The sequence below is a fragment of the Nocardioides panzhihuensis genome (genome assembly GCF_013408335.1).
GTDB classification, from domain to species: domain Bacteria; phylum Actinomycetota; class Actinomycetes; order Propionibacteriales; family Nocardioidaceae; genus Nocardioides; species Nocardioides panzhihuensis.
The window spans coordinates 4,955,151-4,980,043 of record NZ_JACBZR010000001.1 but is presented as its reverse complement, the minus strand read 5'-3'; the positions used below and the strand labels follow the sequence as shown (position 1 = coordinate 4,980,043).

Here is a 24,893-nt window from a genome sequence, read left to right as displayed (position 1 = left end):
CGTCACAGCTCGTCGCGGAGGCTCAGAGCAAGGTGTCGTGCAGGACGATGTGCTCGTCGAGCGGGGCGCGGCCGATGTCGACGCGGTTCACCGAGGCGTCGGGGTCGGCGGTGCCGAAGGAGATGCCGTAGAGCAGCTTGAGGTCGGCCGGCAGGCCGAGGTGGTCGCGGACGGTCTCGGCGAACAGGCCGTGCATGCCCTGGGGGACGCCGTGGTACCCGCGGGCGGTGAGGGAGAGCAGGAAGTTCTGGGCGTACATGCCGACATCGTTGGCGGCGCGTACGACGTCGCCGAGCTGAGGCACGAAGAGCAGGGCCACGTGGGGCGCCCCGTAGAAGCGAAGGTTCTCGGCGACGGCCTTGGTGCGTCCTTCCTGGTCGTCCCGGGCGATGCCCAGGGCGCCGTAGAGGGTGGCCCCGGCGTGCTGTGAGCGCTGGACGTGGACGTTGTCGCCGTCCCCGTACGTCGTGGTGAAGTCGGGGGTCATCTGGCCGGCCTCGAACGCCTTCAGCATCGCCTCGCTGAGGCGGTCGCGAGCGTCACCGGAGAAGATGTGGACCGTCCAGGGCTGGGTGTTGCTGTGCGACGGGGCGCGCTGGGCGTCCTCGAGCACGCCACGGATCTCGTCGGCGGGCACCGGATCGGGCAGGAAGGCCCGCGCGGAGCGGCGGGATCGGATCACGTCCGTGAAGGTGTCGACGGCGGTCGTGCTCACAAGAATGGTTCCTCTCAGGTCTGCCGGGCCCGATGGCCTCGGTCCACTCCTTGCGCAATGCGGAGGGACTCTCCGGTATTCCGCCGTCGGCATCGAGGTGGCCGATCCCACACGCCAGGCGGACTACCCGGTTCAGGTGATACCCGCGCACCGTGCCGGGTCGGGACCCGGTTGCGTCGAAGACTCGAAGTCCGACCTACCTGAGGGGGAACCAATGATCAGAAAGCTCGTCTGTGCCGTTGTGGCGGGGGTCGCCGCCACGGCGTTGTGGTCCATGCCGGCCTCGGCTGCGCCTCTGCTGCAGCTCTCCGGAGCGATCTTCACCACCGACGTCTCCGGTGCGCCTGTCAACCTCAACCACTACGCCGCCAAGCAGGACGTCTATCTCAACGGCGGCCCGGGCATCAACGCGCCCGATGACGCGGCCGGTCTGCCGGCCGGGATCTACGCCTTCCAGGTGACCGACCCGTCCGGCAAGACGCTGCTCTCCACCGATCCGGTCTCCTGTCGCCGGGTCGAGGTCGACGCCAGCGGGCGCTTCGTCAGCGTCGCGCCGAGCGGTGCCTGCGCGCACTCGACCGGCACCGACGCGGAGGACTCCGGCATCACCGTGCAGCTGTTTCCCTTCCTCGACACCCCGAACAACGGTGGCGAGTACAAGGTCTGGCTGACGCCGTACGACGCGCTCGACTCCACCGCTCCGGGCAGCCGGCACGGTTTCGTCCCGGCCGACAGCAAGACCGACAACTTCAAGGTCCGGGCCCGGGCGATCGTCGAGATCGACACCCGGTTCTCGCGGCATGGCGGACCGTTCATCGACGGCCTGGCTGCCGAGTGGACCGACACGCTGGGTGCGCACAACGTGAAGTACTCCGAGTACAACCCGGCGGTTCTCGCTTTCCACGAGGCGCACGTCGAGGCTGCGGAGGCGGGGCTGCACAAGATCACGGTGGCCGACCAGACCGGTTGCGAGATCGATGACGTGCACTACGCCGGGCAGACGTTCGTCCCGGATGCGAACGGCTCGGTCACCGTCCCGGTGCAGGTCAAGAAGCACATGAACGGTGATCACACCTACTGGGTCGACGTGCACTGCGTCTGACGTCACGACACTCGGATCCGGTCACCGGGACCATCAACCTAGCATTTGCTTGGTAGCCGCTCTAGACTGCCGAACATGGCAGTCGAGATCGACTTCAGCGGCCAGGTGGTCGCGGTGACCGGCGGCGCCCGTGGTGTGGGCGCCGGGATCGCCGCGCGGTTCCTGGCGGCAGGCGCGGAGGTGGAGATCTGTGGGCGCTCCGAGCCCGCGGAGCTTCCCGTCGTGGACGGGCGCAAGCCGGTGTTCTCCCAGGTGGACGTGCGGGATCCCGAGCAGGTCGCGGCGTGGATCGCCGCGATCACCTCGCGGCTCGGGCGGCTCGACGTGGTCGTCAACAACGCCGGTGGCGCGCCCTACGCCGACTTCGCGACCGCGTCGCCGCGCTTCCACGAGAAGATCTCGGCGCTCAACTTCCTGGCCACCGCCTACGTCAGCCAGGCGGCGTACGAGGCGTTGAAGGCCTCTCGCGGGTCCATCGTCAACATCAGCTCGATCTCGGCACGGCGGCCAAGCCCGGGGACCGCGGTCTATGGGGCCGCGAAGGCTGCCGTCGAGAGTCTGACCGGGTCGATCGCGGTCGAGTGGGCTCCGGACGTACGCGTCAACGCCATCTCCTGCGGGCTCGTCGCCACGCCGGGGTCCGAGGACCATTACGGCACCGAAGAGCAGCGGGCCGCGGTGGCCGCGACCATCCCGCGGGGCGTCTTCGCGACCCCCGAGGAGGTCGGCGACGCCTGCCTCATGCTCGCCTCCCCGCTCGCCGCGCACATCACCGGCGCCGTCCTCGCCGTCGACGGCGGCGGAGAGTGGCCCGCCTTCCTCCAGCACACCCCCAACTCCTGAGGAGAAATCGTGCCCGAAGCAGTCATCGTCTCGGCCGCCCGCTCACCGATCGGCCGCGCCTTCAAAGGGTCGCTGAAGGACCTGCGTCCCGACGAGCTGGCCGAGCAGATCTTACGCAGCGCGCTCTCGGCAGTCCCGGAGCTGGACCCGACGCGGATCGACGACCTGATGATGGGCTGCGCCCAGCCCGCGGGGGAGCAGGGCTACAACATCGGCCGGGTCGTCGGCGTACGTCTGGGTCTGGACGCCGTTCCCGGCACCACCGTCCACCGCTACTGCGCATCGTCGCTGCAGACCACTCGGATGGCCTTCCACGCGATCCGCGCGGGCGAAGGGGACGCGTTCGTCGCCGCCGGCGTGGAGTGCGTGTCCCGTTACGAGCGCGGCAAGGCAGACGGGATGCCGGACACCAAGGCCGAGGAGTTCCTCGAGGCGGGCGAGCGCGGTGCCGCGCGAGTGGCCGCCGGCGAGGCCTGGACCGACCCTCGTGAGGCCGGCGATCTGCCCGACTACCACCTCGCGATGGGTGAGACCGCCGAGAACGTCGCCGAGATGTGCGGCGTCACGCGGGAGGCCCAGGACGAGTGGGGCGTACGTTCCCAGAACCGCGCCGAGGCCGCCGCCGCCCGAGGCTTCTGGGAGCGGGACATCACGCCGGTGACGCTGCCGTCCGGTGAGGTCGTCTCAACCGACGACGGGCCGCGGGCAGGGGTGACGCTGGAGAAGGTCGCCGGCCTCAAGCCGGTCTTCCGCGAGAACGGCACGATCACCGCCGGCAACTGCTGCCCCCTGAACGACGGCGCGGCCGCGCTGGTGATCATGAGCGACTCCCGCGCCGCCGAGCTCGGGATCACGCCGCTGGCCCGGATCGTGTCGACCGGAGTCTCCGGGCTCTCGCCCGAGATCATGGGGCTCGGGCCGGTCGAGGCGTCCCGCCAGGCGCTCGCTCGCGCCGGACTCACCGCCGACGACATCGACCTGGTCGAGATGAACGAGGCCTTCGCCGCCCAGGTGCTGCCCAGCATCGCCCAGATCGGTCTCGACCCCGAGCGGGTCAACGTCAACGGCGGTGCGATCGCCCTCGGCCACCCCTTCGGCTCCACCGGAGCGCGTCTCGCAACCACGCTCCTCCACGGGCTCCAGGAGACCGGCGGCCGCTACGGCCTGGAGACGATGTGCGCCGCCGGCGGCCAGGGCATGGCGCTGGTGATCGAGCGGCTGGGCTGATCTGGCGGCGGCTGCACCACATGTAACACGTCGTTCGTAGTACTACTCGCCCTCTCTAAAGGGCGAGTAGTACTACGAACGACGTGTTACAGCGACCGGTCGCGGCTCGACCAGCAGGGTGGTCAGGCGCTCCGGCGCCCCAGGTGGATGACGGCAACCGTGATGTGGCGCTCCTCGATCACGTAGACGATGCGGTAGCGGCCGACGCGGAGGCGGTAGCGGTCCTTGCCCCACGCGTAGGCGCCCACATCACGAGGGGTCTCGGCCAGGGTGTCGATGGTGTCGAAGACCTGGATCAGGCCGATGGGATCGTCGTCAACGTACGCCTCGGCCGACCGCAGCGCTTCGTCGGCCCAGACGACTTGGTAGGTCACCGGCAGGGTCACTCGCCGACGGGACGGTCGAGGCCGAGGGCGCGGCGAGCCTCGGTGTGCGGGGTGTAGCTGACCTCGTTGAGCTCGCGGCGCAGGGAGTAGCGCGCGATGGCGAGATCGTCCTCGAGGTCCTCGACGCGCCGGTCGTGGTCGTTGAGGTAGGCGCGGATGGCTTCGCGGGCGATCTCCTGCTTGGACCGGTTCTCCGTCCGGGCGCGGTCGGACAGCAGCCGGTCGTCGGCCTCGCTGAGTCGCAGAGTCATTGCCATGGACCCAGCGTAACCGGAGGTGGTATCACGCGGTATCGTTCGCAGGTCGGAAACGTCGAGTTTCACGTGGGGGAAAGTCCAATATGTCGCTGACCGCGCTCTATCTGCTCGTCGCACTCGGAGCGGGGCTGGTCGCGATGTTCCTCAGGCTCCCGCCGCTGGTCGGCTTCCTCGCCGCCGGGTTCGGGCTGCATGCCGCCGGCGTCGGCGAGCTGGAGGGGCTGCACACGCTGGCCGACCTCGGCGTCACGCTGCTCCTGTTCGGCATCGGGCTCAAGCTCGACGTCAGGTCGCTGCTCCGGCCCGACGTCTGGCTGAGCACCTTCGCCCACCTGGGCTTCAGCGTCATCGTCGGGGTGGGGCTGCTGGCCGGCATCGCGCCGCTCGGCTTCGCGCTCGTCGCCGATGCCGACCTCGGTGAGATGGCGCTGATCGCATTCGTCCTCTCGTTCTCCTCGACCGTCTTCGCGATCAAGGTTCTCGACGAGCGTCACGACAACAACACCCTCTACGGCCGGATCGCCATCGGTGTGCTGATCATGCAGGACATCGTCGCGGTGGCGTTCCTGACCATCTCCAAGGGCCACTGGCCCTCGCCGTGGGTCTTCGCGCTGGTGCTGCTCCTCCCCGGCGCCTGGCTCGCCCACCGGATGTGGGACCGGATCACCTCCACCGAGCTGACCGCGCTCTTCGGCCTGGCGATGGCGCTCGTGCCGGGCTACTGGCTCTTCGAGACCGTCGGACTCAAGGGCGACCTCGGGGCCCTCGTGATCGGCATACTCCTGGGGTCGCACGCCAAGGCGCCGGCGCTGTCCAAGGTGCTGTTCAGCACCAAGGAGCTCCTGCTCATCGCCTTCTTCCTGAGCATCGGGCTGACCGGCGTGCCATCGCTCGAGGACTTCGCGCTCGCCGCCGTGCTGCAGATCCTGCTGCCGCTCCAGGCCGCCGCCTACATCGTGATCTTCGCGTTCATGGGGCTGCGCTACCGCACCGCGACCCTGGCCTCGTTCACGCTGACCAACTACTCCGAGTTCGGGCTGATCGTGATCGTCATCGCCTCCGCGACCGGGATGGCGTCGGCCGAGTGGCAGACCGTCCTCGCGGTGGCTACCGCGCTCTCGTTCCTGGTGGCCGCTGTCTTCAACGCGTACGCCGCGAGGTTCATCAACCTGCTCAACCGCGCGTTGCCGGAGCGGAGGTCTGCGCGGCTCCAGGAGGCCGACCGGCCGATCAACCTCGATGGCGCCAAGGCGCTGGTGGTCGGCATGGGCCGGGTGGGGCGTACGACCTACGAGGAGCTCTGCCAGACCCAGGGCTATCAGGTGCTGGGGATCGAGCACGACTCGCTGCGGGCCGACTCGCTCAAGGCGGAGGGTTTCGCTGTCGTCGAGGCCGACGCGACCGACCAGGACTTCTGGGAGCGGGTCAAGAAGGGCGCCGGCATGGAGCTGGTCGTCCTCACCATGCCGTTCCACGGCGACAACCTGCTCGCGATGGACCTCCTCCGCAAGCTCGGGTTCACCGGCACCGTGGCCGCGATCGCACTGCGGCCCGAGGAGCGCGACGAGCTCAAGAAGCGCGGCGCCCACGCCGTCCTGAACCTGTACGCCTCCGCCGGCTCCGACCTCGCTGAGAAGGCGATCCGGGTCAACCTGGAGCGTCGGGCAACGTCTTAGCGTCCGAGAACGTACGAAGGCCCGTGGCGTCACCGCCCCGGGCCTTCGCAGTCTGCTGGTCAGCCGAGCAGGTCGTAGCCCGTCGACAGCTCGCCGAGGTAGGTGCGGGTCACGCTCGTGCCGCCGGTCCCTCGCTGGAAGGCATAGAGATTGCCACCCGAACGGGCGAGCAGGTCGCCACCGGCGCCGCCGCGCAGGTCCCGGACACCGAGAACCGCGTTGTAGCCAGAGAGGTTGACCGACAGGGTCCGGTAGGAGACCAGGCCGCCGGGGCCGTTGCTCTCGTGGACGACCAGAGAGCTGCCGTTGACGAAGAGCACGTCCGGGGTGTTGCCGGAGTTCCAGCGGCCGACCCCGACCAGGCGGGCGCCGGAGGCGGAGGAACGCATCACGATCGAGGCGCCGACCTTGCTGGTGCCCTTACCTGGCCAGAGCTTGATCCTTCCGTCGGAGGTGCGGCCCATCACGTCGGGGTAGCCGTCGCCGGTGACGTCGCCGACGGCGTCGAGCACGCCGACCGAACCCAGTCCGCTGGCGACCACGACACCGCTGGAGAAGCTGCCTCTGCCGTTGCCGCGGTAGAGCCGCAGTGTGCCGTCGGAGAGCTTGGCGAGGAGGTCGCCCTTGCCGTCGCGGTTCCAGTCGCCGGCGTTCATCAGGATCTTGGCCGAGGTGAGCCGCAGTCCGGAGTAGATCGGCTTGGCGAGGTTGAGGCGGCCGTTGTTGGGCTTGACGTAGAGCGTCGATCCGCGCTTCATCATCAAGTCGGGCAGGCGGTTGCCGGTGAGGTTGGCCGCGCCGACGAGGGTTCGGTTCACCCCGGCGTACGGGCCCAGCGGCTTGCCGAAGCCCGAGCCGCGGGCGGGGTAGACCCAGCCGCGCCCGGACCTGTCGCGACCGATCAGGTCGCCGCGGCCGTCGCCGGTGAAGTCGCCGTACCCGCTGATCTGGACCAGCGACGACCATGACGGGCTACGGGCGGGAATGCGTACGGCGGTGGTGAAGGTGCCTCGGCCGGTGCCCTTGAGGTAGTAGAGCGCCCCGGACTTGCGGCCGATCAGGTCGCGCCTGCCGTCGCGGTTGACGTCTCCGGTGGCGGCCAGGAGTGCGAACCCGCTCAGCGAACGGGTGGTCGTCTTGCGGTCGAAGCCGCCGGCGCCGTTGCCGTAGAACCGCACCAGCTTGCCGGTCGACGACTTGCCGACGAGGTCGTTGTGCCGGGTGCCACCGATGTTGCCGACAGCGGTGATCAGCGATACGCCGCGGAACTTGGTGTAGGGGAGGTTCTTGTAGACCGGCGCGAAGGTGCCGTTGCCGCGCCCCTTGCGGATGCCCGCCGAGCCGTTCTTGCGGATCTGGATCAGGTCGGCCTTGCCATCGCCGGTGATGTCCGGGGTGACGACCTGGGCGCGGACCGTGCTGCCGAAGGTCGTGGACGCCTTGGTGGCGTCGAACCCGGCGAACCCGCCCGTACGCATCGTGAAGACCTTGCCGTCGGACTTCCGTCGCGCGACGAGGTCGGAGTGGCTGGTGCCGGCGATGTTGGACTCCAGATCGCGTCCGGCCCAGCTCTTCTGGAGGCTGGCGGACAACGTACGGATCGCGGGGATCTTGGCGTAGAGGTGCTCGCCCGGGCACAGGGTCTGGCCCGCGTCGCGGTGGCCCTTGATCGCGTGCGAGAACGTCGTGCTGCCGATCTTGACGTTGGTGGCTCCGGCGCTGACGCCGTGGAGGGAGAGCTTCCAGGCGTAGAGAGCGCCGTAGGCCTGGATCAGCTCGGGAGTCGGCTGGACGGTCTCGAAGTTGCCGAGCGCGGAGGCGGCGAAGCTGTCGGTGTTGTAACCGGAGGTGTGGGCTCCCTCGACCGGTCTCGCGACGCCGCCGTTGCGGCCCTCCCAGATGCGGCCGAACTTGTCGATGAAGAAGTTGTAGCCGACGTCGCGCCAGCCGTTGGTCTGCACGTGGTAGGCGTAGATCCCCCGGATGATCCCGGGGACGTCGGCCGCGGTGTAGTCGTTGGTGCCGGCGGTGTGGTGGACGAAGCCGCCCCGGATCGTGCGGTAGGTCGGCGCGACCTGCTCGCGGAGTGACTCGTCGGCGCCCCACTGGGCGCGGCTGTAGATCCTGGGGCTGGGGGTGTAGGTGCTGGCCGCGAGCTCGAGGTCGGCGTCGGTCTTCTTCTTGTGGGTGGACGGGGCCTTGGTCGTGCCCTCGCCGGTGTCGATCTGCGGGAGCTCTTCGACGGTGTCGTCAGGCTTGCCCGGCTCGATGACGGCGAGCTCGAGGTCCTCGGGCACCTCGGCTTCTGCCGGGACGACGATCCGGGTCTGGACCTTGTCGACGTGACCGACGAGGAACTCCCGGGTGCCCTCGCGGCTGCCCCTCGCCTCGACGCTGCCCGCATCGGGGCCGTGTTCGTCGGGGTGGACCTCCATCGGCCGCCACTTCGACCATTCGCCGTCGGTCTTGGTGCGGACCTTGGCCTTCAAGGTGTCGTGGTCGATGCCGCTGTCCGGGGACCAGGTCATGCCGACCACACCGAAGCCGGTGACGTCCTGGGGGACGCTGGTGAGGACGGTCCGGCGCGGCTCGGTCGCCAGCGTGGTGCCGCCGGTCTTCTCGCCGGACTTGGTGGTCAGGTCGATCTCGTCGACGTGGGCCTGCACCGGGCCGTCCGGGAGCGTCGCCGGCTTCGACGAGGCCGCCTGGAAGGCGGCCAGGGAGCCGGTCGTGCTCGATCCGGGGCGGGCGAGGTCGAGATCGAACGCGGTCGGAAGCGCGACCGCTGTCGCGGCACCGACGACGAGGATGATGCCTGAGATGGACGCGATCTTGGCGCGTCGGGGCATTGAAGCCTCCGTGGGGGAAGTAAAGATGGGCTCCGGAAACCTACACCCCCGGCCGGGAGGTGTCTCACCAATTTCGGGGTTACTTCGAGCTGTCGCGCAGATCGGTCTTGAGGACCTTGCCGCTGGCGTTGCGCGGAAGGCTGTCGACCAGCACGTAGGCCCGCGGCTGCTTGTAGTTGGCGAGCCGGTCCTTGAGCCAGGCGTCGATCGCGTCGGCGGTCAGACCGTCGCGTACGACGACGAATGCCTTGCCCACCTGGCCGAGGCGTGCGTCCAAGACGCCGATGACCGCGGCCTCGACGATGCCGGGATGTTCGGCGAGGGCGTTCTCGACCTCGGCGGGATAGACGTTGAAGCCGCCGACGGTGAACATGTCCTTGATGCGGTCGGTGATCTTCAGGCAGCCGTGCTCGTCCAGGAAGCCGATGTCGCCGGTGTGGAGCCAGCCGTCCTCGTCGATCGCCTCGGCAGTGGCGTCGGGATTCTCGAAGTAGCCGAGCATGACGTTGTCGCCGCGGATCCAGACCTCGCCGTCCTCGCCCGGTTCCGCGTCCTCACCGGCGGCGGTGACGGTGCGGATCTCCACGCCCTCGACCGCGGGCCCGACCACCTTGGCCACGTGCTCGGGGTCCTCGCCGGGGCGGGTGGTGGTCGCGACCAGGCACTCGGTGAGGCCGTAGGCGCCCTTGACCTCGTCGATCCCGAGGACGTCACGCATGTCGGCGAAGAGGCTCTCCGGCACGCTCGCGGCGCCGGCGATCGCGAAGCGCAGCGAGGAGAGGTCGTACGACTTCAGGTCGGGGTGGTTGATGAGCGTGGTGAAGATCGTGGGAGCGCCGGGGAGGACCGTGATCTGCTCGTCCTGGATCAGCTTCAGCGCATGCGCGGGGTCGTAGGTCGCGATCGGGTAGATCGTCGCCCCCGCGGTGAAGGCCGCGAGGAACCCTGCCTTGTAGCCGAAGCCGTGGAAGAACGGGTTGACGATGGCGTAGCGGTCCTCCGGGGTGAGCTTGGCGCCTCGCGCCCAGACGTCGGCGGTGCCGATCGTCTGTCGCTGGGCACTCATCACGCCTTTCGGCTTCCCGGTCGTGCCGGAGGTGAACAGCAGGTCGGCGAGGGTGTCGGGGGTGACGGTCGACCTGGCGCCCTCGAACCGTTCGTCGGAGATCTCCTGGCCGTTGGCGAGGAACTCGTCCCAGCCGATGGCCGAATCGGCGTCTGAGCCTGTCTGTCCGGCGAGGTCGACGATCGTGAGCAGGTGCTCCGGGCGTGGGCCGGCGTCGTGCAGCATCTGTACGTAGTCGGTGCCGAGGAAGCCGTTGACCGTGATCAGCGCCGTGGACCTGGACCGCTCGAGGATCTCGCGGGCCTCATGCCCCCTGTAGCGGGTGTTCAGCGGCACCACGGTCGCCCCGATGGTCTGCGCGCCGAGGACCGCCACCGGGAACTCCCAGCGGTTGGGCGCCCAGATGGCGACGCGGTCACCGCTGCGTACGCCGCCGGCGAGGAAGGCACGCGCGGCCCTGTCTGCCGCGTCGGCGAGCTCGGTGTAGGTGAGCGTCGTGGGGCCGTCGACGATCGCCGGGTGGTCGGCGTAGGTCTGCTTGGCCTTCTCGATCAGGGCGGGGATCGTGCGCGGGGTCATCCTGCCAAGCGTAGTTGAGCAACTGCTTGTTTGGTAGGCTTCGTCCATGACTGACACGGGGGTTGTGCCGCGAAGGCGAGGGACGGCGTCGGGCTCGTCGCGACGAGCCGAGCTGCTCACGTTGGCGGCCGAGATGTTCGCGACCAAAGGGTTCGCCCAGACGACCGTACGTGACATCGCCGATGCCGCCGGGATCCTGTCCGGCTCGCTCTACCACCACTTCCGCTCCAAGGAAGCGATGCTGACCGAGCTGCTGTCCGGGTTCCTCGACGGGCTCAACGCGCGGTTCACCGAGATCGTCGAAGCCGGCGTCGACCCTCAGGCCGACCTCGACGGCCTGATCGCGGAGTCGTTCCGGACGATCCATCGCGAGCGCCTCTCGGTCGCGCTCTACCAGAACGAGGCCTCGTTCCTGGCGACGGTCGAGGGCTTCGAGTTCGTCGCCGAGCGCTCACGCGACAACGAGGCCCTGTGGATCCGGGTCATCGAGGCCGGCCAAGCCTCCGGCGTCTTCCAGGCCTCGCTCGACCCGGCGCTGACCTATCGGTTCATCCGGGACGGCGTCTGGTCGACCGTCTCCTGGTATCGGCCCGGGGGTCGGCACACTCCTGAGACGCTCGCGGAGCAGTATCTGAAGCTGCTCCACGCCGGCATCCTCGCCTGAGTGCGCCCGCCCGAACTGCGGGTGATGTGGCACCCTTGCCCGCACTGAACCTGGCAAGGAGGCTGGTGTGGGTCGTTGGGGTGCCATCATGTACTACCCATCGGAGCGATCGCCGAAGGAGCTGTATCCCGACCAAACGGCAGATCCGATCTCGGGTTGCGTGGCCGGCTGGTCAGCCTGGGACTTCGGTCGCCATCTCCCGGACGACTTCGATCGGACGATCGCGGCAACGTTCGGCGTGCCGCTGTTGTCGGCTGAGGTATGGGACAGCGACGCGGCTTGCCTGACGTTCATCGGGCATGAAGCCCCGTGGCAGACGGTGCTCCATCTGGATTCGTACGTCGGCTATGTGGCCGAGGTTGGATCTGCGCCGTTCTACGAGGACGGCACGCCGATGTCCGAAGAGGATGAGGCGAAGCTCGCTGCTGCGGATACCAAGAAGTTCGAGGTGGCGCGGGAGCGTCTTGCGAAGGCGATCCCGTTGGGCAGAGTGGCTGCTGAGCGGGCAACGCTATGGGCGCTCGCGGTGGGCCTGAACCCGTTGACCGTGGAGCAGGCCACCGCGGCGTTCGACGGCGAAGACGTCTTCGTGGAGGACACGCTGTGGGAGGTTGCGAAGGCGTTGGGGATCGTCGCCACCAGCGAGTAGGCGAGGCCTATTCGGGGACTTCTTTGTGGCGGAGGCCCTTGGGGTCTTCGGCTTCGATGATGGCCAGCTCCTCCGGAGTGGGCTCGCGGGTGAGCGGCGCATCGCTGGCGTCGATCTCGAAGCCGGTGGCCTCCTGGAGCTCCTCGGGGGTGACGCCGGGGTGGATCGAGCTGACCTTGATCAGCCCCGACTCGTCGTAGCCGAAGACGGCGAGGTTGGTGACGACGACGCCGAGGTCGTGGAAGCGTCCGGCGGTGCCGGTGGCGCGGTCGTTGCCGACGCCGCTGATGACATCGACGCTGTCGACGAAGATCCGGGCGGAGTGCTTGGCGACCCAGTAGTCGACGCGGTGGTTGACGGTGTTGCCCGGAGCGCCGCGTACGCCGATCAACTGCCGCTTCGGCTGGCGCCAGTCGCCGATCGAGGAGATGTTCTGGTTGCCGTGGCGGTCGATCTGGCTGGCGCCCATCATCGAGTGCCGGCGGCCGCTGGCCACGATGTCGAAGATGCTGCGGAACGGCACCCACGCCTCAGGAGTGCCGCCGGCTGCGGCGGTCTTCAGGAGCGGGGGAGCCTCGGACATCATGAACGCCTCACCGTCCGAGAGCGCGAGCTCCGGGGTGTGGGTGGCCTTGGCCAGACGTACGCCGATGGCCGGGACGATCCCGACGGCGTGGGCGAGCACCTCGCCAGAGTCCTTGAAGGCGTCGGAGACGGCGGCGACACAGACGTCGGCCCGGGTCGCGGTCGTGGTCACGGCGGTCACTTCGTGTCTCCCTCGTTCGTGAACGTCTCGACTGCTGCCTGGTAGGCCGCCTCGTCCCCCGAGAGGAATCGGGACTCGAAGGCCGTCCAGTCGTCCTCGGAGCGGGCGGCAGCGGCGTACGCCTTCTGGAACGCCTCGTCGCGGCCGTAGTCCGGTTCGCAGAGCGTGAAGTGGGCGCCACCCGGGGTCTCGACGACGTGGTTCACGAAGATTCGGGGGACCAGGAGCGTCTGGGGCGGGGCCTTGGCGGTGAGATCTGCGGTCGAGACGACCTGCTCCACGGACATGATCGTGGTGTCGGCGGCCATCGCGAAGAGGTCGTCGAAGTAGGGGTCGGGGCCGAGGTACTGCCCGTTGCCCGCGGCGTCCGCGCGGTTGAGATGGATGAGCGAGACGTCGAGGCGGAGGCCGGGGACGGCGACGTACTCCTCGTCGTCATAGGGCGACTTCACCGTCTTCAGGTCGGGGTTCATCATGAGTACGTCGCTGCCGAGACCGGCGCGGATCGGCTGGAACGAGAGCCGGTTGGCGCCCGCCTTGAGTCCGGCGACGAACATGCCCTCGTCGTACTCGCTCGTCTCCGGGATCTCACCCCGCTCGCGGGCGCGGGTGAAGTTGGGGTCGAGCGGGATCGAGTCGAGCGAGACGAAACCGTAGACGAGCTTGCGGATCTTGCCGGCGCGGGCGAGGAGGCCGACATCGGGGCCACCGAAGGCGACCACGGTCAGGTCGGTGATGTCGCTGCGCAGGAGCTCGCGCACCAGCGCCATCGGCTTGCGCCGCGAGCCCCAGCCGCCGATCCCGACCGTCATGCCGGACTCGATCTTGCTGGTCACCTCGCTCAGCGGCAGGGTCTTGTCGATCATCGGGCTCCCTCGATGGTGGTGGGGTGGGTTGCTGCCGTGCGCCGGTGCTCGGCCGCCCGGCCGAAGAGCTGGGCGGTGGCGTGGGCGCGCTTGAAGTAGAGGTGGGCGTCGTGCTCCCAGGTGATGGCCACGCCGCCGTGGAGCTGGACCATCTCGGCCGCGACCTGCGAGAACGCATCGCTGCACCAGGACTTGGCCAACGACGCCCGTACGCCTTGGTCGGGCTGTCCAACGGACCAGGCTGCCGCCCAGGACATCGTGCGTGCGGTCTCGGTCTGGACGAGCAGGTCGGCGCACCGGTGCTTGAGCGCCTGGAACGAGCCGAGCGGACGGCCGAACTGGTGGCGCTCCTTCAGATAGGCGACCGTGATCTCGAGCGCGCGTGCGGCGGCGCCGGCCTGGAGGGCGGTCATCGCGGTCGCGCCGACGTCGTCGATCCTTGCCGGGTCGGCGGTGCCGATCGAGATCGCGTTCGCCCTGTCGTAGCGGACCCTGCCGAGGCGGAGCGTCTGGTCGAGACCATCGACGGGAGTGATCTCGGCGTCGGTGACCTCGAGCAGCTCGTCGCCATCGAGCGCGAGCACGATCTCGGCGCCGGGAGCATCGATGACGAGGCCGTCGTCACGGACGAGCGCCGCGGTCGTGCCTGCCGCGATCTGTGGGAGCAGCCGCCGCTTGGCCTCGTCGCTGCCGCCGATCAGGAGCGCCTCGGTCGCGAGCAGCACGCCCAGGAGCGGCGACGGGGTGAGCCCTGCGCCGAGCTCCTCGAGCACGATGTGCGCCTCCAGATAGGTGCAGCCGGCGCCGTCGTACTCCTCCGGGATCGCGAGTGCCGCCACCCCGATCTGCTCGGTGAGCGTCTGCCACAGGGTGGCGTCGTAGCCCTCCGGTGTGGCCATCGCGGCGCGCAGATCCATCGAGGTCGCGCGCTTGGCGACGAGCGTACGCACTGTGGCGACCAGGTCGGACTGCTCTTCGGTGAGCGCGAACCTCATCGTGCCTCCACCAGCGACTCGAGGATCCGTGCCCGGTGCTCGGTCGGGGTGCCCCAGGCGCCGACCAGCGCGCGCACCTTGAGGATCCACAGGCTCAGGTCGAACTCGCGGGTGTAGCCGATCGCCCCGTGGACCTGGAGGGCGGTACGAGAGGCGAGATACGCAGCGTCGCCGGCCGCCACCTTGGCGGCCGAGACCGAGCGGGCCGCCGTCGGCGCCTCCGTCTCGAGCTCGACGGCCGCGTTGTGCACCAACGGAGCCGCGAAGTCCAGGGCGACACGTACGTCGGCGAGCAGGTGCTTGACCGCCTGGAACTCACCGATCGGACGCCCGAACTGCGTCCGCTGCTTCACGTAGGCGACCGAGTCGTCGAGCAGGCGGAGCCCCGCGCCGTGGAGCATCGCCGAGCAGGCGAGGGTGCCGAGATCGAGGGCGGGACCGGCGTCGCCTCCCGCGACCTCTTCACCTGGTGTCACGTCGAAGAGCCGTCGGGTCGGGTCGACCGACCTCCGCTGGGCGCCGACAACCGCGTGGCGGAGGATCGCGGAAGGGGCTGTGTTGGTTTCGACACCGGCTCGCTGGCGCTCGCCGGGCTCAACCAGCGCGGGCGATGCGCTGGTCGAGCCGCCGGAGCCGCTAGGCGGAGGCCCCGCTGAATCAGGCGCAGTGAGACCAACACGGTCGTTCAGCGCGTAGGTCCGCTCGGCGACGTCGGCGTCGAGGGCCCTGGAGGCGTGCGCGACCGACACCAGGGCCTCGCCGGAGGCCAGCCGCTGGAGGATGTCCGAGTCGGACGTGCCGGCCAGCAGTGCCGGTGCGACGGCGACGGACTCGATCCAGGGGCCCGGGACGCCGTGGTAGCCGAGTCGCTCGAAGGCCACGGCCAGGTCGACAGGGGAGGCGCCGAGGCCGTCCTGATCCTCCGGCACCAGCAGACCCGTGACGCCGAGCTCGGCGAGCCGCTGCCACAGCTTCAACCCGGGCGAGTGGTCGCCGGCGGACCAGGCGCGGGACGCCGAAACCACATCGGCGGCGGTCAGCAGGTCGTCGAGCGCTTCGGAGAAGGCATGCTGCTCCGGCGTACGTCCGAATCTCACTGTGCCCCACCTTTCTGGCTACCCCTCGGCAGTTCGAGCACTCGCTCGGCGACGATGTTGCGCTGGATCTGGTTGGTGCCGGCGTAGATCGGGCCGGACAGCGAGAAGAGGTAGTCGTCGAGCCAGGGGCCTTCGAGCTCGGCGTCGGCGCCGAGCAGATCGAGCGCGGTCTCGTGCAGCGAGAGGTCGAGGTCGGACCACCAGAGCTTGTTGATCGAGCCCTCGGCGCCGACCGAGCCGCCGGCCTCGACATGGGTGACGGTGCCCCAGGTGTAGAGGCGGTACGCCTCCGCGCCGATCCAGGCGTCGACGACCTTCGACCCCCGGTGGTCGAGTTTGTCGAGACCCTCCTCGCGATACAGCTCGACCAGCCGCTCCGCCGCCGCGCAGAACCGCCCGGGGGATCTCAGCGACAGACCTCGCTCGTTGCCGGCGGTCGACATGGCGACCTTCCAGCCGTCACCGACGCCGCCGAGCACGTCGTCGTCGGACACGAAGACGTCGTCGAAGAAGATCTCGGCGAACCCGGGGGTGCCGTCGAGCTGGTCGATCGGGCGGACGGCGACGCCGTCGGCGGAGAGATCGAAGAGGAAGTACGTCAGGCCCCGGTGCCTCTCGGCCGCCGGATCCGAGCGGAAGAGGCCGAAGCCGCGGTCGGCGAACGGCGCCCGGCTGCTCCAGGTCTTCTGCCCGTTGAGCCTCCAGCCGCCATCGACCCGCGTGGCGGTCGCGCGGAGCGAGGCCAGGTCGGAGCCCGCCTCGGGCTCGGACCATGCCTGTGCCCAGACCAGGGTGCCGTCGGTCATGTCGCGCAGGTAGCGCTCCTTCTGCGCCTCCGTCCCGTGCCCGAAGATGATCGGTGCGAGCAGAGAGATGCCGTTCTGGCTGATCCGGGTGGGGGCGCCGGCGAGGTAGTACTCCTCCTCGAAGATGACCCACTCGGTCAGCGACGCGTCACGCCCTCCGTACGCCTCGGGCCAGGCGACCACCGACCAGCGACCGGACGCCAGGGTGCGCTCCCACTCGCGGTGGGCTGCGGCGCCTTCGGCGGTGTCCATCGAGGGCAGCCGGCCGGGGTTGTTGGCGGCGAGCCAGTCGCGAGCCTCGAGGCGGAACGTCTCCTCGCGCTCGGTGAACTCCAGTGTGCTCATTGCACTCCTTGGTTGCTGTAACACGTCGTTCGTAGGTCTTTCCGGTCGTTCTAAAAGGCGAGTAGACCTACGAACGACGTGTTACACGGGGCGTGCCTCGGCCGAAGAAGGCTGATCTCGAGCGTCACGACTTCATCGACCTCGCGTTCATCCCCGCGAGCGAATCCTGACCGACCTCGGCGTTGTGGGCGTGGGCGGCGTGGTGGAGGCCGAAGACCGAGTCCATCCCGGCGCGCATCCCCATCAGATCCTCGGCCTGGTTGACCGCCTTCTTGGCCAGGGCGAGCCCCAGGCGCGGCATCTCGGCGATCCGGCCCGCGAGGGCAAGCGTCTCGGTCTCGAGGTCGTCGCGGCGTACGACATGGTTGACCATGCCCCAGCGCTCGGCCTGCTCGGCGGAGAACCGGCCGCCGGTGAAGAGCATCTCCTTGGCGGCGCGGGGGTTGGTGACCCACGGGTGGGCGAAGTACTCCACCCCGGGGATGCCCATCTTGACCACCGGGTCGGAGAAGAAGGCGTCGTCGGAGGCGACGATGAAGTCGCAGGACCAGGCCAGCATCAGCCCGCCGGCGATGCACGCGCCCTGCACCATCGCGATCGTCGGCTTCGGCAGCTCGCGCCAACGGCGGCACATGCCCAGATACACCTCGGACTCGCGCGCGAAGCGGGAGTCGACGCCCTCCTTGCCGACGTGGTCCCACCACATCACGGCCTTGCGCTCGAAGCTCTCGTCGATGTCGCGGCCCGGGGTGCCGATGTCGTGCCCGGCGCAGAAGTGCTTGCCGTTGCCGCCGAGGACGATCACCTTGATCTCGTCGTCGTTGGTCGCTCGGGTGAACGCCTCGTCGAGCGCGTAGGTCACCTTCGAGTTCTGGGCGTTGCGGTATTCGGGGCGGTTCAGCCGGACCACCGCCACGGGTCCGTGGGTCTCGTACGTCACGACACTGGTCTCGGTGGGAGTGGCGCTCATGCCGCAGACGCTACCAAACAAGTGCTTGGTTTGGTAGGTTGTCCGGCATGGACCTGACCTACTCCGCCGAGGACGAGGCGTTCCGTGCCGAGGTGCGCGAGTGGCTGGCCGACCATCTGGTCGGCGAGTGGGCCGCGCTGCGCGGCACCGGTGGGAACGGGCGCGACCACGAGTCGTACGAGGGGCGGCTGGCGTGGAACCGCTATCTGGCCAAGCACGGCTGGACCTGCCTGGGTTGGCCCGAGGAGCACGGGGGGCGCGGCCTGCCGCTGTTCCAGCAGGTGATCTTTCACGAGGAGTACGCCCGCGCGGACGCGCCGGTGCGGATCAACCATCTCGGCGAGGAGCTGCTCGGGCCGACGCTGATCGCTCATGGGACCGACGCCCAGAAGGAGCGGTTCCTGCCCAAGATCGTCGCGGTGGAGGAGCTGTGGTGCCAGGGCTATTCCGAGACCGGAGCCGGCTCCGACCTGGCCGGGGTGCGGACCCGCGCCCGGCTGGACGGCGACCAGTGGGTGGTGGACGGCCAGAAGGTGTGGACGTCGAACGCCCACCTCTCCGACTGGTGCTTCGTGGTCTGCCGGACCGAGCCGGGGTCCTCGCGGCACCACGGACTCTCCTACCTGCTGGTGCCGATGAAGCAGCCCGGTGTCGAGGTGCGGCCGATCCAGCAGCTGACCGGCACCTCCGAGTTCAACGAGGTCTTCTTCGACGGCGCCGTGACCTCGGCCGATCTCGTGGTCGGTGAGCCCGGTGACGGCTGGAAGGTCGCGATGGCGACTCTCGGGTTCGAGCGCGGCGTCTCCACGATCGGCCAGCAGGTCGGGTTCGCGCGCGAGCTGGAGACGGTCGAGGAGGCTGCCCGGGCGAACGGCACCATCGACGACCCCGACATCTCGTCTCGCCTCGCCCAGGCCCACGTCGGGCTGGAGGTGCTCCGGCTGCACGCGCTGCGGACACTCTCGGCGTACGACTCCGGCTCCTCGGGCCCCGAGGCGAGCGTCTCCAAGCTGCTCTGGGCCCGCTGGCACCGCGACCTCGGCGACCTGGCGATGGACGTCGTCGGGCTCGCCGGACTCACCACCGGCGCGGACTACGCGCTCGACCGGCTGCAGTCGCTCTACCTCTTCTCCCGTGCCGACACCATCTACGGCGGCTCGGACGAGATCCAACGGAACATCATCGCCGAGCGTGTGCTCGGCCTGCCACGAGAGGCCCGTGCATGAAGGTCGAACAGCCCACCCCCGCGTACGTCCCGGGTCACTCGCTCCTGGACGGACGCGTCGTCGTCGTGACCGCCGGGGCCGGCGCGGGGATCGGTGCGGCGGTCGTGCGGAAGGTGCTCGAGGAGGGCGCGAAGGCGGTCGTCGTCTCCGACACCCACGAGCGGCGGCTCAAGGAGTCGCGCGACGCGCTCGCCGAGGAGTTCGGGGAGAACCGGATCACGGCTGTGACCTGCGATGTCACGCAGGAGGACCAGGTCCAGGCGCTGCTCGACGCGGCCGAGCCGTTCGGCGGGGTCGACGTGATGATCAACAACGCCGGCCTCGGCGGCACGGCGTCGGTGCTCGAGATGACCGACGACCAGTGGTCCAAGGTCCTCGACATCACCCTGACCGGGACGTTCCGGTGCGTTCGCGCGGTCGGGCAGCGGTTCGTCGCAGCCGGGAAGCGTGGCGTGATCGTCAACAACGCCTCTGTGATCGGGTGGCGAGCCCAGGAGGGGCAGGCGCACTACGCCGCGGCCAAGGCTGGCGTGATGGCGCTGACCCGCTCGGCCGCCGCCGACCTCGCCCCGCACGGCATCCGGGTCAACGCGGTCTCGCCGTCCCTGGCGATGCATCCGTTCCTGGAGAAGGTGACGAGCCCTGAGCTCCTGGTCGAGCTCAAGGGCCGCGAGGCCTTCGGCCGCGCCGCCGAGCCGTGGGAGATCGCCAACGTCATGGTCTTCCTGGCCTCGGACTACTCGTCCTACATGACCGGCGAGGTCCTCTCCGTCTCGAGTCAGCATGCGTAGCAGCACCCCGCTGGTCGAGCCGGGAGGCCGCCTGCGGCCGAGCGTGTCGAGACCAACACAGTCCCATCGAGCGCCGAAGGGACCGTGTTGGTCTCGACACGACGTCGCTCGTACCTCACGACGTCGGCTCGACCGGCGTGGGTCAAGGAGTAGGAACATTGTCTGAGGCATTCATCATCGACGCGGTTCGTACGCCGGTAGGGAAGCGCGGGGGAGCACTGGCCGGCGTCCACCCGGCCGATCTCGGCGCCCATTCCCTCGCCGCTCTCGTCGACCGCACCGGGATCGACCCGGGCGCCGTCGACGACGTGATCATGGGGTGCTGCGACACGATCGGCGGGCAGGCCGGTGATGTCGCGCGGACGGCCTGGCTGGTGGCCGGGCTGCCCGACCACGTACCCGGGGTGACCATCGACCGGCAGTGCGGCTCCTCGCAGCAGGCGGTCCACTTCGCCGCTCAGGGGGTGATGTCCGGGACGCAGGACCTGGTCGTCGCGGGCGGACTGCAGAACATGTCGGCGATCCCGATCTCGGCTGCGATGCTGGTCGGCGCCCAGTACGGCTACACGACACCCTTCGCCGAGTCGCCCGGCTGGGTGAAGCGCTACGGCGACCAGGAGGTCTCCCAGTTCCGCTCCGCGGAGATGATCGCGGAGAAGTGGGACATCTCGCGCGAGGACATGGAGGCCTACGCGCTCGCCTCCCATCAGCGTGCCAAGACCGCGATCACCGAGGGCCGGTTCGATCGGGAGATCGTGCCGGTCGGCGACTTCGCCGTCGACCAGTGCCCGCGTGAGACCTCGCTGGAGAAGATGGCCGGCCTCGACCCCCTGGCTCCGGGCGGCCGGATCACCGCGGCCGTCGCCTCGCAGATCTGCGACGCCTCCTCGGCGCTGCTGATCGCCTCCGAGGTGGCCGTCCGCGACCACGGGCTCACCCCGTGCGCCCGCATCCACCACCTCTCCGTACGCGGCGACGACCCGGTCTGGATGCTCACCGGCCCGATCGAGGCCACCCGCCGCGCCCTGGCCAAGGCGGGCCTGTCGATCGAGGACATCGATCTCTTCGAGTGCAACGAGGCCTTCGCCTCCGTCGTCCTGGCGTGGATGAAGGAGCTCGACGTCCCGCACTCGAAGGTGAACGTGAACGGCGGCGGCATCGCCCTCGGCCATCCCATCGGCGCCACCGGTGCCCGGCTGATGACAACTCTCCTCAACGAGCTCGACCGCACCGGCGGGCGCTACGGCCTGCAGACCATGTGTGAGGGCGGCGGCCAGGCCAACGTCACCATCATCGAGCGACTTTGACCTCGGGCCGGCCGGGTGAGGCCGGCTGCAACCTGAGCGTTCGGTGCTCCGCGGCCGGTGAACCCGGGGTGGGGAACCAGCGGTGGATGACCGCGGCCTGGCCGGCGGTCCACAGGCCGCTGATGACCCAGTAGACCAGCAGCGCGAGCGGGACGCTGCTGCCGGCGAGGAGCATGCCCGCGGCTGAGATGACCGGCATGAGCTCCTGGACGCGCACCATCGTCTCGGGCATGTCGGCCATGACCATGTTGGGCAGGACCCACATCCGCTGGCTGAGGTAGCTGACCAGGGCGGCGGTCGCGGCGAGGCCGAGGGTGATCACCAGATGGGCCGTGTCGCCGGAGAGGTAGCCGTGCCCGGTCAGTGGCGCGCCGAGGAAGGTCGCCGCACCGAGCGAGGCGACCAGCGAGTCGCTCATCGCGCCGACCGCGGTGTCCCGGCTGACGTCGGAGAGCAGGTGGTAGAGCGCGAGGAAGATCGGCAGCTGGGCGAAGGCGGCGAGCAACGCGAAGCGGGGTACGCCGTGCTCCTCGTTGATCTTGCGCCGCTCCGCCATCATCGCCATCACGTCGTCCTGGCTCGGGCTCCCGGACGAGCTCTTCTTGGCGTACTTCTTCGTCAGCGCCTGGAGCTGTGGACGGGCCCGAGCGGAGGCGTGGGCGTGGCGAACGCCCCGGATCGTGAGCGGGAGGAGGGCGAGCCGGACCAGCACCACGACCGCCGCGATGGCGAGCAGCCAGCTGGCGTTGGACCCGGCGAAGGAGAGGACGTGGTGGGCGCCGGCGAGTACGGCCGCGAGGGCATGCGACAACGGGGCGAGAACGGACATGGGTGTGCTCCTGAGATGAGTGGACAGGTCTGACGGGCTCGCCGGTGGGCGAGGGGTCAGAACCGCTCAGGAGCGCGCGGGCGGCGCGGGGAGCACACGGGGTCGGTGACCCGGGCAGCCAGGTGATGAGGTCCGTCGGAGACGTCCGGACGGACCGTCGAACGTGCCCTGACCAGGGCGAACGAGCTGGCGTTGTGGAGCCCTCCCACCGCGATGGCCGCGAGCGCGGTCGAGACCGCGATGGTCAGCAGCGCCTGCTCGGGGTCGACGCTCATCAGCGCCGGGAGCATCAGCGTGAAAAGTGCGACCAGCGCTACGCGTACGCGGCTCGTCTCGTCCTTCACGACGTCCACTGTACCGATCAGGGCCAACAGGGGGCTCAGGTCAGGTCGCGCCGCATCAGGATGCGGGGATGACCCGCGAGGACCGAGGTGGTGTCGGCGGCCCAGGTGAAACCCGCGGCCTCGAAGTTCTTGCGGATCCCGGCGTACGCCATCGTCAGGTCTACCTTGGCGCCCTGGTTGTCGAGCGGGTAGGCCTCGATGGCCGGGGCGCCGCGGTCGCGCGCGAAGTCGACGGCACCTTCGATGAGCGCGTGCGAGATGCCCTTGCCGCGGTAGCCCGGCCGGACCCGGATGCACCACACCGACCAGACCGGCAGGTCGTCGACGTGGGGGATCTTCCGGTTGCGAGCGAAGGTGGTGTCCGCGCGCGGGGCGACCGCGGCCCAGCCGACCGGCTCGTCGGCCTCGTAGGCCAGCACGCCGAGCGGCCCGGAGGCGAGCAGGTCGCGCACGAACTCCCCGCGCTCCTGGCCGCGCATCTTGTTGTTGATCGTCGAGGGGATCCGGTAGCTCAGGCACCAGCAGACGCTGGCGTCGTCGCGCTTGGGGCCGACAAGGGTGCGTACGTCGTCGAAGACCTCTGCCGGGCGAACCTCGATCGTCATGGGGCCACCCTGGCGCTCAGATCCGGGTCGCGTCCAGATATTTGAGGCGGTCGGCGGCCTGGCCGACGATGCGGTCGACCAGCTCCTCGCAGGTGGGGAGGTCGTCGAGGAGGCCGACGACTTGGCCGCTGGAGAGCATGCCGGCGTTGGTATCGCCCTCGACGAGGCCGGCGCGGAGGAGCATGGGGGTGTTGGCGGCGAGGACCACCTCGGCCCACGTCCGGTCGCCGCCGTGAACCATCGCGCGACCGTCCTTGACGAGCGTCGACCACTTCGAACCGGACATCTCCTTGAACTGGAGCGTGCGCTTGAGGGTCCGCAGCAGCTTCGCCGTCGCCCCTTCCTTCTCCAGGGTGTCGATGAACTCGGTGCGGAGCAGGCGATGCGGCATGCCGTCGGCCTTCGTCGTCACGACCGTGCCGTCGAGGCCGAAGTCGAGATAGCGGCGGCGTACGTCCTCCGGGACCGCGGAGTCGGCGGTGAGCAGGAACCGGGTGCCCATGCCGATGCCGGCCGCCCCGTAGGAGAGAGCGGCGGCGAGGCCGCGCCCGTCGAAGAAGCCGCCCGCGGCGACGACCGGTATGTCGACGGCGTCCAGGACGCTCGGGAGGAGCAGGGTGGTCGGGACGGCGCCGGTGTGGCCGCCGCCCTCGCCGCCCTGGATCATCACCATGTCGGCACCCCAGCCCGCCACCTTCTTGGCGTGCTTGGCGGCGCCGATCGAGGGCATCACGACGACGTCGTGCTCCTTGAGCTTGCTGATGAGCTCGGGTTTCGGGGCTAGGGCGAAGCTCGCGACCTTGACGTCGTGGTCGATCAGGAGCCGACAGCGGTCCGGCGCATCGGAGGCATCGGCACGAAGATTGACGCCGAACGGCCTGTCGGTGCGGCCTTTGACCTCGACGATCGCCTTTTCGAGCTGGTCGAGGGTCATCGTGGCCGAGGCCAGGATGCCGAGCGCGCCGGCGTTGGCGGTGGCGGAGACGAGACGGGGGCCGGCGACCCAGCCCATCCCGGTCTGGACGATCGGGTGGTCGACCCCGGTGAGCTCGGTCAGCGGCGTACGGAAGGTGGGGGTGGTGGTCATCGGCCCTCCTTCACGAAGGCGTCGCGGCGCTCGTCTGCGACGCCGGCGAGGTTGAGCTCGTAGGTGAAGCCCTGCTCGAAGCGGTAGGAGGCGTTCACATCGATCGGGTCGATGCCGTTGAGAGCGGCCTTGGCGGCGCGGATGACCCGCGGATCCTTGGCAGCGATCTGGCGCGCGACCTCGAGGGCGGCCTCGTCGAGGTCGGCACGGGGTACGACCTGGTGGACCGATCCCAGCTCGTGGAGACGCTGGGCGGTGATGGTCTGAGCGGTGAAATAGAGCGTACGCAGCATGTGCTGTGGCACCAGCCGGCTCAGGTGGGTGGCGGCGCCGAGGGCTCCGCGGTCGACCTCGGGTACGCCGAAGAAGGCGTCGTCGCTGGCCACGATCGTGTCCGCGTTGCCGACCAGGCCGACGCCGCCGCCGAGGCAGAAGCCGTTGACCGCAGCGATGACGGGGACGGGGCACTCGTAGATCGCCTTGAAGGCCGCGTAGCAGCCGCGGTTGGCGCCGAGGATGCCCTCGAACCCCTCGATCTGCTGCATCTCCTTGATGTCGACGCCGGCGTTGAAGCCCTTGCCCTCGGCGCGCAGGATCACGACTCGGGCGCCGTCGTCGGCGGCTGTCGTGACGGCGTCGGCGACCTCGAACCAGCCCTTCACCGGCAGCGCGTTGACCGGCGGGTGGTTCATCGTGACGACGGCGATCTGCTCGTCGGTGACCTCGGTGGAGATGCCCATGCGAACCTGTCCTCGATCCGTGCTGACTAACCTAGCGATTGCTTGGTAGCCTAGCAGTTGCTTGGTTCAAGCTGGCAAGACTGCATCAACTTCATTGGCTTACGCA

The 24,893-nt window shown here is 69.3% G+C and carries 25 protein-coding genes; 9 read left to right on the top strand and 16 right to left on the bottom strand.

From position 1 onward, the window contains the following. Positions 1 to 22: 22 nt before the first annotated feature. Complete coding sequence (locus tag BJ988_RS23620; RefSeq protein ID WP_343051760.1) at positions 23 to 715, bottom strand: nitroreductase; 693 nt, start codon at positions 713 to 715, stop codon at positions 23 to 25. A 214-nt stretch (positions 716 to 929) separates the two neighbouring features. Between BJ988_RS23620 and BJ988_RS23615 the strand changes: the two genes are divergently transcribed. From BJ988_RS23615 to BJ988_RS23605, 3 genes are all read left to right on the top strand, one after another. Next, positions 930 to 1,817, top strand: coding sequence for a hypothetical protein (locus BJ988_RS23615; protein WP_179660308.1), 888 nt, complete (start codon positions 930 to 932; stop codon positions 1,815 to 1,817). Between the two features lie 75 nt (positions 1,818 to 1,892). Beyond that, positions 1,893 to 2,660, top strand: a complete 768-nt coding sequence (locus BJ988_RS23610) for an SDR family oxidoreductase (protein WP_179660307.1) — start codon at positions 1,893 to 1,895, stop codon at positions 2,658 to 2,660. A 9-nt stretch (positions 2,661 to 2,669) separates the two neighbouring features. Further along, a complete protein-coding gene (locus tag BJ988_RS23605; RefSeq protein ID WP_179660306.1) occupies positions 2,670 to 3,887 on the top strand; it encodes an acetyl-CoA C-acetyltransferase in 1,218 nt (405 codons plus the stop codon). Between the two features lie 122 nt (positions 3,888 to 4,009). Here BJ988_RS23605 and BJ988_RS23600 read toward each other — a convergent pair whose 3' ends face one another. Together BJ988_RS23600 and BJ988_RS23595 are read right to left on the bottom strand one after the other, a co-directional pair. Beyond that, entirely contained in the window at positions 4,010 to 4,273 is a 264-nt protein-coding gene (locus BJ988_RS23600; protein ID WP_179660305.1) for a type II toxin-antitoxin system RelE/ParE family toxin, read from the bottom strand. Next, the gene (locus BJ988_RS23595; RefSeq protein ID WP_179660304.1) at positions 4,270 to 4,530 is read right to left on the bottom strand and encodes a ribbon-helix-helix protein, CopG family; all 261 of its coding nucleotides are present in this window, start codon (positions 4,528 to 4,530) and stop codon (positions 4,270 to 4,272) included. Before BJ988_RS23595 ends, BJ988_RS23600 begins: the two co-directional genes overlap by 4 nt. Before the next feature lie 83 nt (positions 4,531 to 4,613). On the opposite strand from BJ988_RS23595, the gene BJ988_RS23590 reads away from it, so the two are divergent. Next, positions 4,614 to 6,206: a cation:proton antiporter family protein gene (locus BJ988_RS23590; protein WP_179660303.1), complete on the top strand. Its 1,593-nt coding sequence runs from the start codon at positions 4,614 to 4,616 to the stop codon at positions 6,204 to 6,206. A 59-nt stretch (positions 6,207 to 6,265) separates the two neighbouring features. Here BJ988_RS23590 and BJ988_RS23585 read toward each other — a convergent pair whose 3' ends face one another. Both BJ988_RS23585 and BJ988_RS23580 read right to left on the bottom strand, forming a co-directional pair. Then, positions 6,266 to 9,055 (bottom strand): FG-GAP-like repeat-containing protein, encoded by a 2,790-nt coding sequence (locus BJ988_RS23585; RefSeq protein ID WP_179660302.1) that lies wholly within the window; start codon positions 9,053 to 9,055, stop codon positions 6,266 to 6,268. Between the two features lie 79 nt (positions 9,056 to 9,134). Continuing rightward, positions 9,135 to 10,700: an AMP-binding protein gene (locus BJ988_RS23580; protein WP_179660301.1), complete on the bottom strand. Its 1,566-nt coding sequence runs from the start codon at positions 10,698 to 10,700 to the stop codon at positions 9,135 to 9,137. Positions 10,701 to 10,746: 46 nt separating this feature from the next. On the opposite strand from BJ988_RS23580, the gene BJ988_RS23575 reads away from it, so the two are divergent. Both BJ988_RS23575 and BJ988_RS23570 read left to right on the top strand, forming a co-directional pair. Further along, the gene (locus BJ988_RS23575; RefSeq protein ID WP_179660300.1) at positions 10,747 to 11,364 is read left to right on the top strand and encodes a TetR/AcrR family transcriptional regulator; all 618 of its coding nucleotides are present in this window, start codon (positions 10,747 to 10,749) and stop codon (positions 11,362 to 11,364) included. An 88-nt stretch (positions 11,365 to 11,452) separates the two neighbouring features. Next, positions 11,453 to 12,013: a hypothetical protein gene (locus BJ988_RS23570; protein ID WP_179660299.1), complete on the top strand. Its 561-nt coding sequence runs from the start codon at positions 11,453 to 11,455 to the stop codon at positions 12,011 to 12,013. 7 nt (positions 12,014 to 12,020) lie between these two features. Here the strand turns inward: BJ988_RS23570 and BJ988_RS31455 are convergent, their stop codons facing one another. The 6 genes from BJ988_RS31455 to BJ988_RS23540 all read right to left on the bottom strand — a co-directional run bounded on the left by BJ988_RS31455 (position 12,021) and on the right by BJ988_RS23540 (position 17,858). Next, the gene (locus BJ988_RS31455) at positions 12,021 to 12,779 is read right to left on the bottom strand and encodes a CoA-transferase subunit beta (RefSeq protein ID WP_343051758.1); all 759 of its coding nucleotides are present in this window, start codon (positions 12,777 to 12,779) and stop codon (positions 12,021 to 12,023) included. After that, a complete protein-coding gene (locus BJ988_RS23560; RefSeq protein WP_179660298.1) occupies positions 12,776 to 13,645 on the bottom strand; it encodes a CoA transferase subunit A in 870 nt (289 codons plus the stop codon). Before BJ988_RS23560 ends, BJ988_RS31455 begins: the two co-directional genes overlap by 4 nt. Further along, complete coding sequence (locus BJ988_RS23555; RefSeq protein WP_179660297.1) at positions 13,642 to 14,640, bottom strand: acyl-CoA dehydrogenase family protein; 999 nt, start codon at positions 14,638 to 14,640, stop codon at positions 13,642 to 13,644. The genes BJ988_RS23560 and BJ988_RS23555 overlap by 4 nt, the downstream gene beginning before the upstream one ends. Beyond that, positions 14,637 to 15,737 (bottom strand): acyl-CoA dehydrogenase family protein, encoded by a 1,101-nt coding sequence (locus BJ988_RS31450; protein ID WP_179660296.1) that lies wholly within the window; start codon positions 15,735 to 15,737, stop codon positions 14,637 to 14,639. The genes BJ988_RS23555 and BJ988_RS31450 overlap by 4 nt, the downstream gene beginning before the upstream one ends. Beyond that, positions 15,734 to 16,888 (bottom strand): acyl-CoA dehydrogenase family protein, encoded by a 1,155-nt coding sequence (locus BJ988_RS23545; RefSeq protein WP_179660295.1) that lies wholly within the window; start codon positions 16,886 to 16,888, stop codon positions 15,734 to 15,736. The genes BJ988_RS31450 and BJ988_RS23545 overlap by 4 nt, the downstream gene beginning before the upstream one ends. A 124-nt stretch (positions 16,889 to 17,012) precedes the next feature. Further along, entirely contained in the window at positions 17,013 to 17,858 is an 846-nt protein-coding gene (locus BJ988_RS23540) for an enoyl-CoA hydratase (protein WP_179660294.1), read from the bottom strand. Positions 17,859 to 17,905: 47 nt separating this feature from the next. Here BJ988_RS23540 and BJ988_RS23535 point away from each other — a divergent pair, with 47 nt between their 5' ends. The 3 genes from BJ988_RS23535 (at position 17,906) to BJ988_RS23525 (ending at position 21,182) form a co-directional block, all read left to right on the top strand. After that, positions 17,906 to 19,084 carry an acyl-CoA dehydrogenase family protein gene (locus tag BJ988_RS23535; RefSeq protein ID WP_179660293.1) on the top strand — a complete coding sequence of 393 codons (1,179 nt, stop codon included), beginning with the start codon at positions 17,906 to 17,908 and terminating at the stop codon, positions 19,082 to 19,084. Next, positions 19,081 to 19,875 carry an SDR family oxidoreductase gene (locus BJ988_RS23530; protein WP_179660292.1) on the top strand — a complete coding sequence of 265 codons (795 nt, stop codon included), beginning with the start codon at positions 19,081 to 19,083 and terminating at the stop codon, positions 19,873 to 19,875. The genes BJ988_RS23535 and BJ988_RS23530 overlap by 4 nt, the downstream gene beginning before the upstream one ends. 158 nt (positions 19,876 to 20,033) lie before the next feature. Further along, positions 20,034 to 21,182, top strand: a complete 1,149-nt coding sequence (locus tag BJ988_RS23525; protein WP_179660291.1) for an acetyl-CoA C-acetyltransferase — start codon at positions 20,034 to 20,036, stop codon at positions 21,180 to 21,182. Here BJ988_RS23525 and yidC read toward each other — a convergent pair. Genes yidC through BJ988_RS23500 form a run of 5 tightly spaced genes read right to left on the bottom strand, consistent with a single transcriptional unit; the run spans position 21,166 to position 24,787 of the window. Continuing rightward, positions 21,166 to 22,011: a membrane protein insertase YidC gene (yidC, locus tag BJ988_RS23520; RefSeq protein WP_179660290.1), complete on the bottom strand. Its 846-nt coding sequence runs from the start codon at positions 22,009 to 22,011 to the stop codon at positions 21,166 to 21,168. The two genes, BJ988_RS23525 and yidC, sit on opposite strands and share 17 nt — an antisense overlap. A 56-nt stretch (positions 22,012 to 22,067) precedes the next feature. Continuing rightward, a complete protein-coding gene (locus BJ988_RS23515) occupies positions 22,068 to 22,355 on the bottom strand; it encodes a hypothetical protein (protein ID WP_179660289.1) in 288 nt (95 codons plus the stop codon). A gap of 35 nt (positions 22,356 to 22,390) precedes the next feature. Next, on the bottom strand, positions 22,391 to 22,960 hold the full coding sequence (locus BJ988_RS23510) for a GNAT family N-acetyltransferase (protein ID WP_179660288.1): 570 nt from the start codon (positions 22,958 to 22,960) through the stop codon (positions 22,391 to 22,393). Positions 22,961 to 22,976: 16 nt separating this feature from the next. After that, positions 22,977 to 24,047: an NAD(P)H-dependent flavin oxidoreductase gene (locus BJ988_RS23505; RefSeq protein WP_179660287.1), complete on the bottom strand. Its 1,071-nt coding sequence runs from the start codon at positions 24,045 to 24,047 to the stop codon at positions 22,977 to 22,979. Beyond that, positions 24,044 to 24,787, bottom strand: a complete 744-nt coding sequence (locus tag BJ988_RS23500; RefSeq protein ID WP_179660286.1) for an enoyl-CoA hydratase family protein — start codon at positions 24,785 to 24,787, stop codon at positions 24,044 to 24,046. Before BJ988_RS23500 ends, BJ988_RS23505 begins: the two co-directional genes overlap by 4 nt. Positions 24,788 to 24,893: the final 106 nt, after the last annotated feature.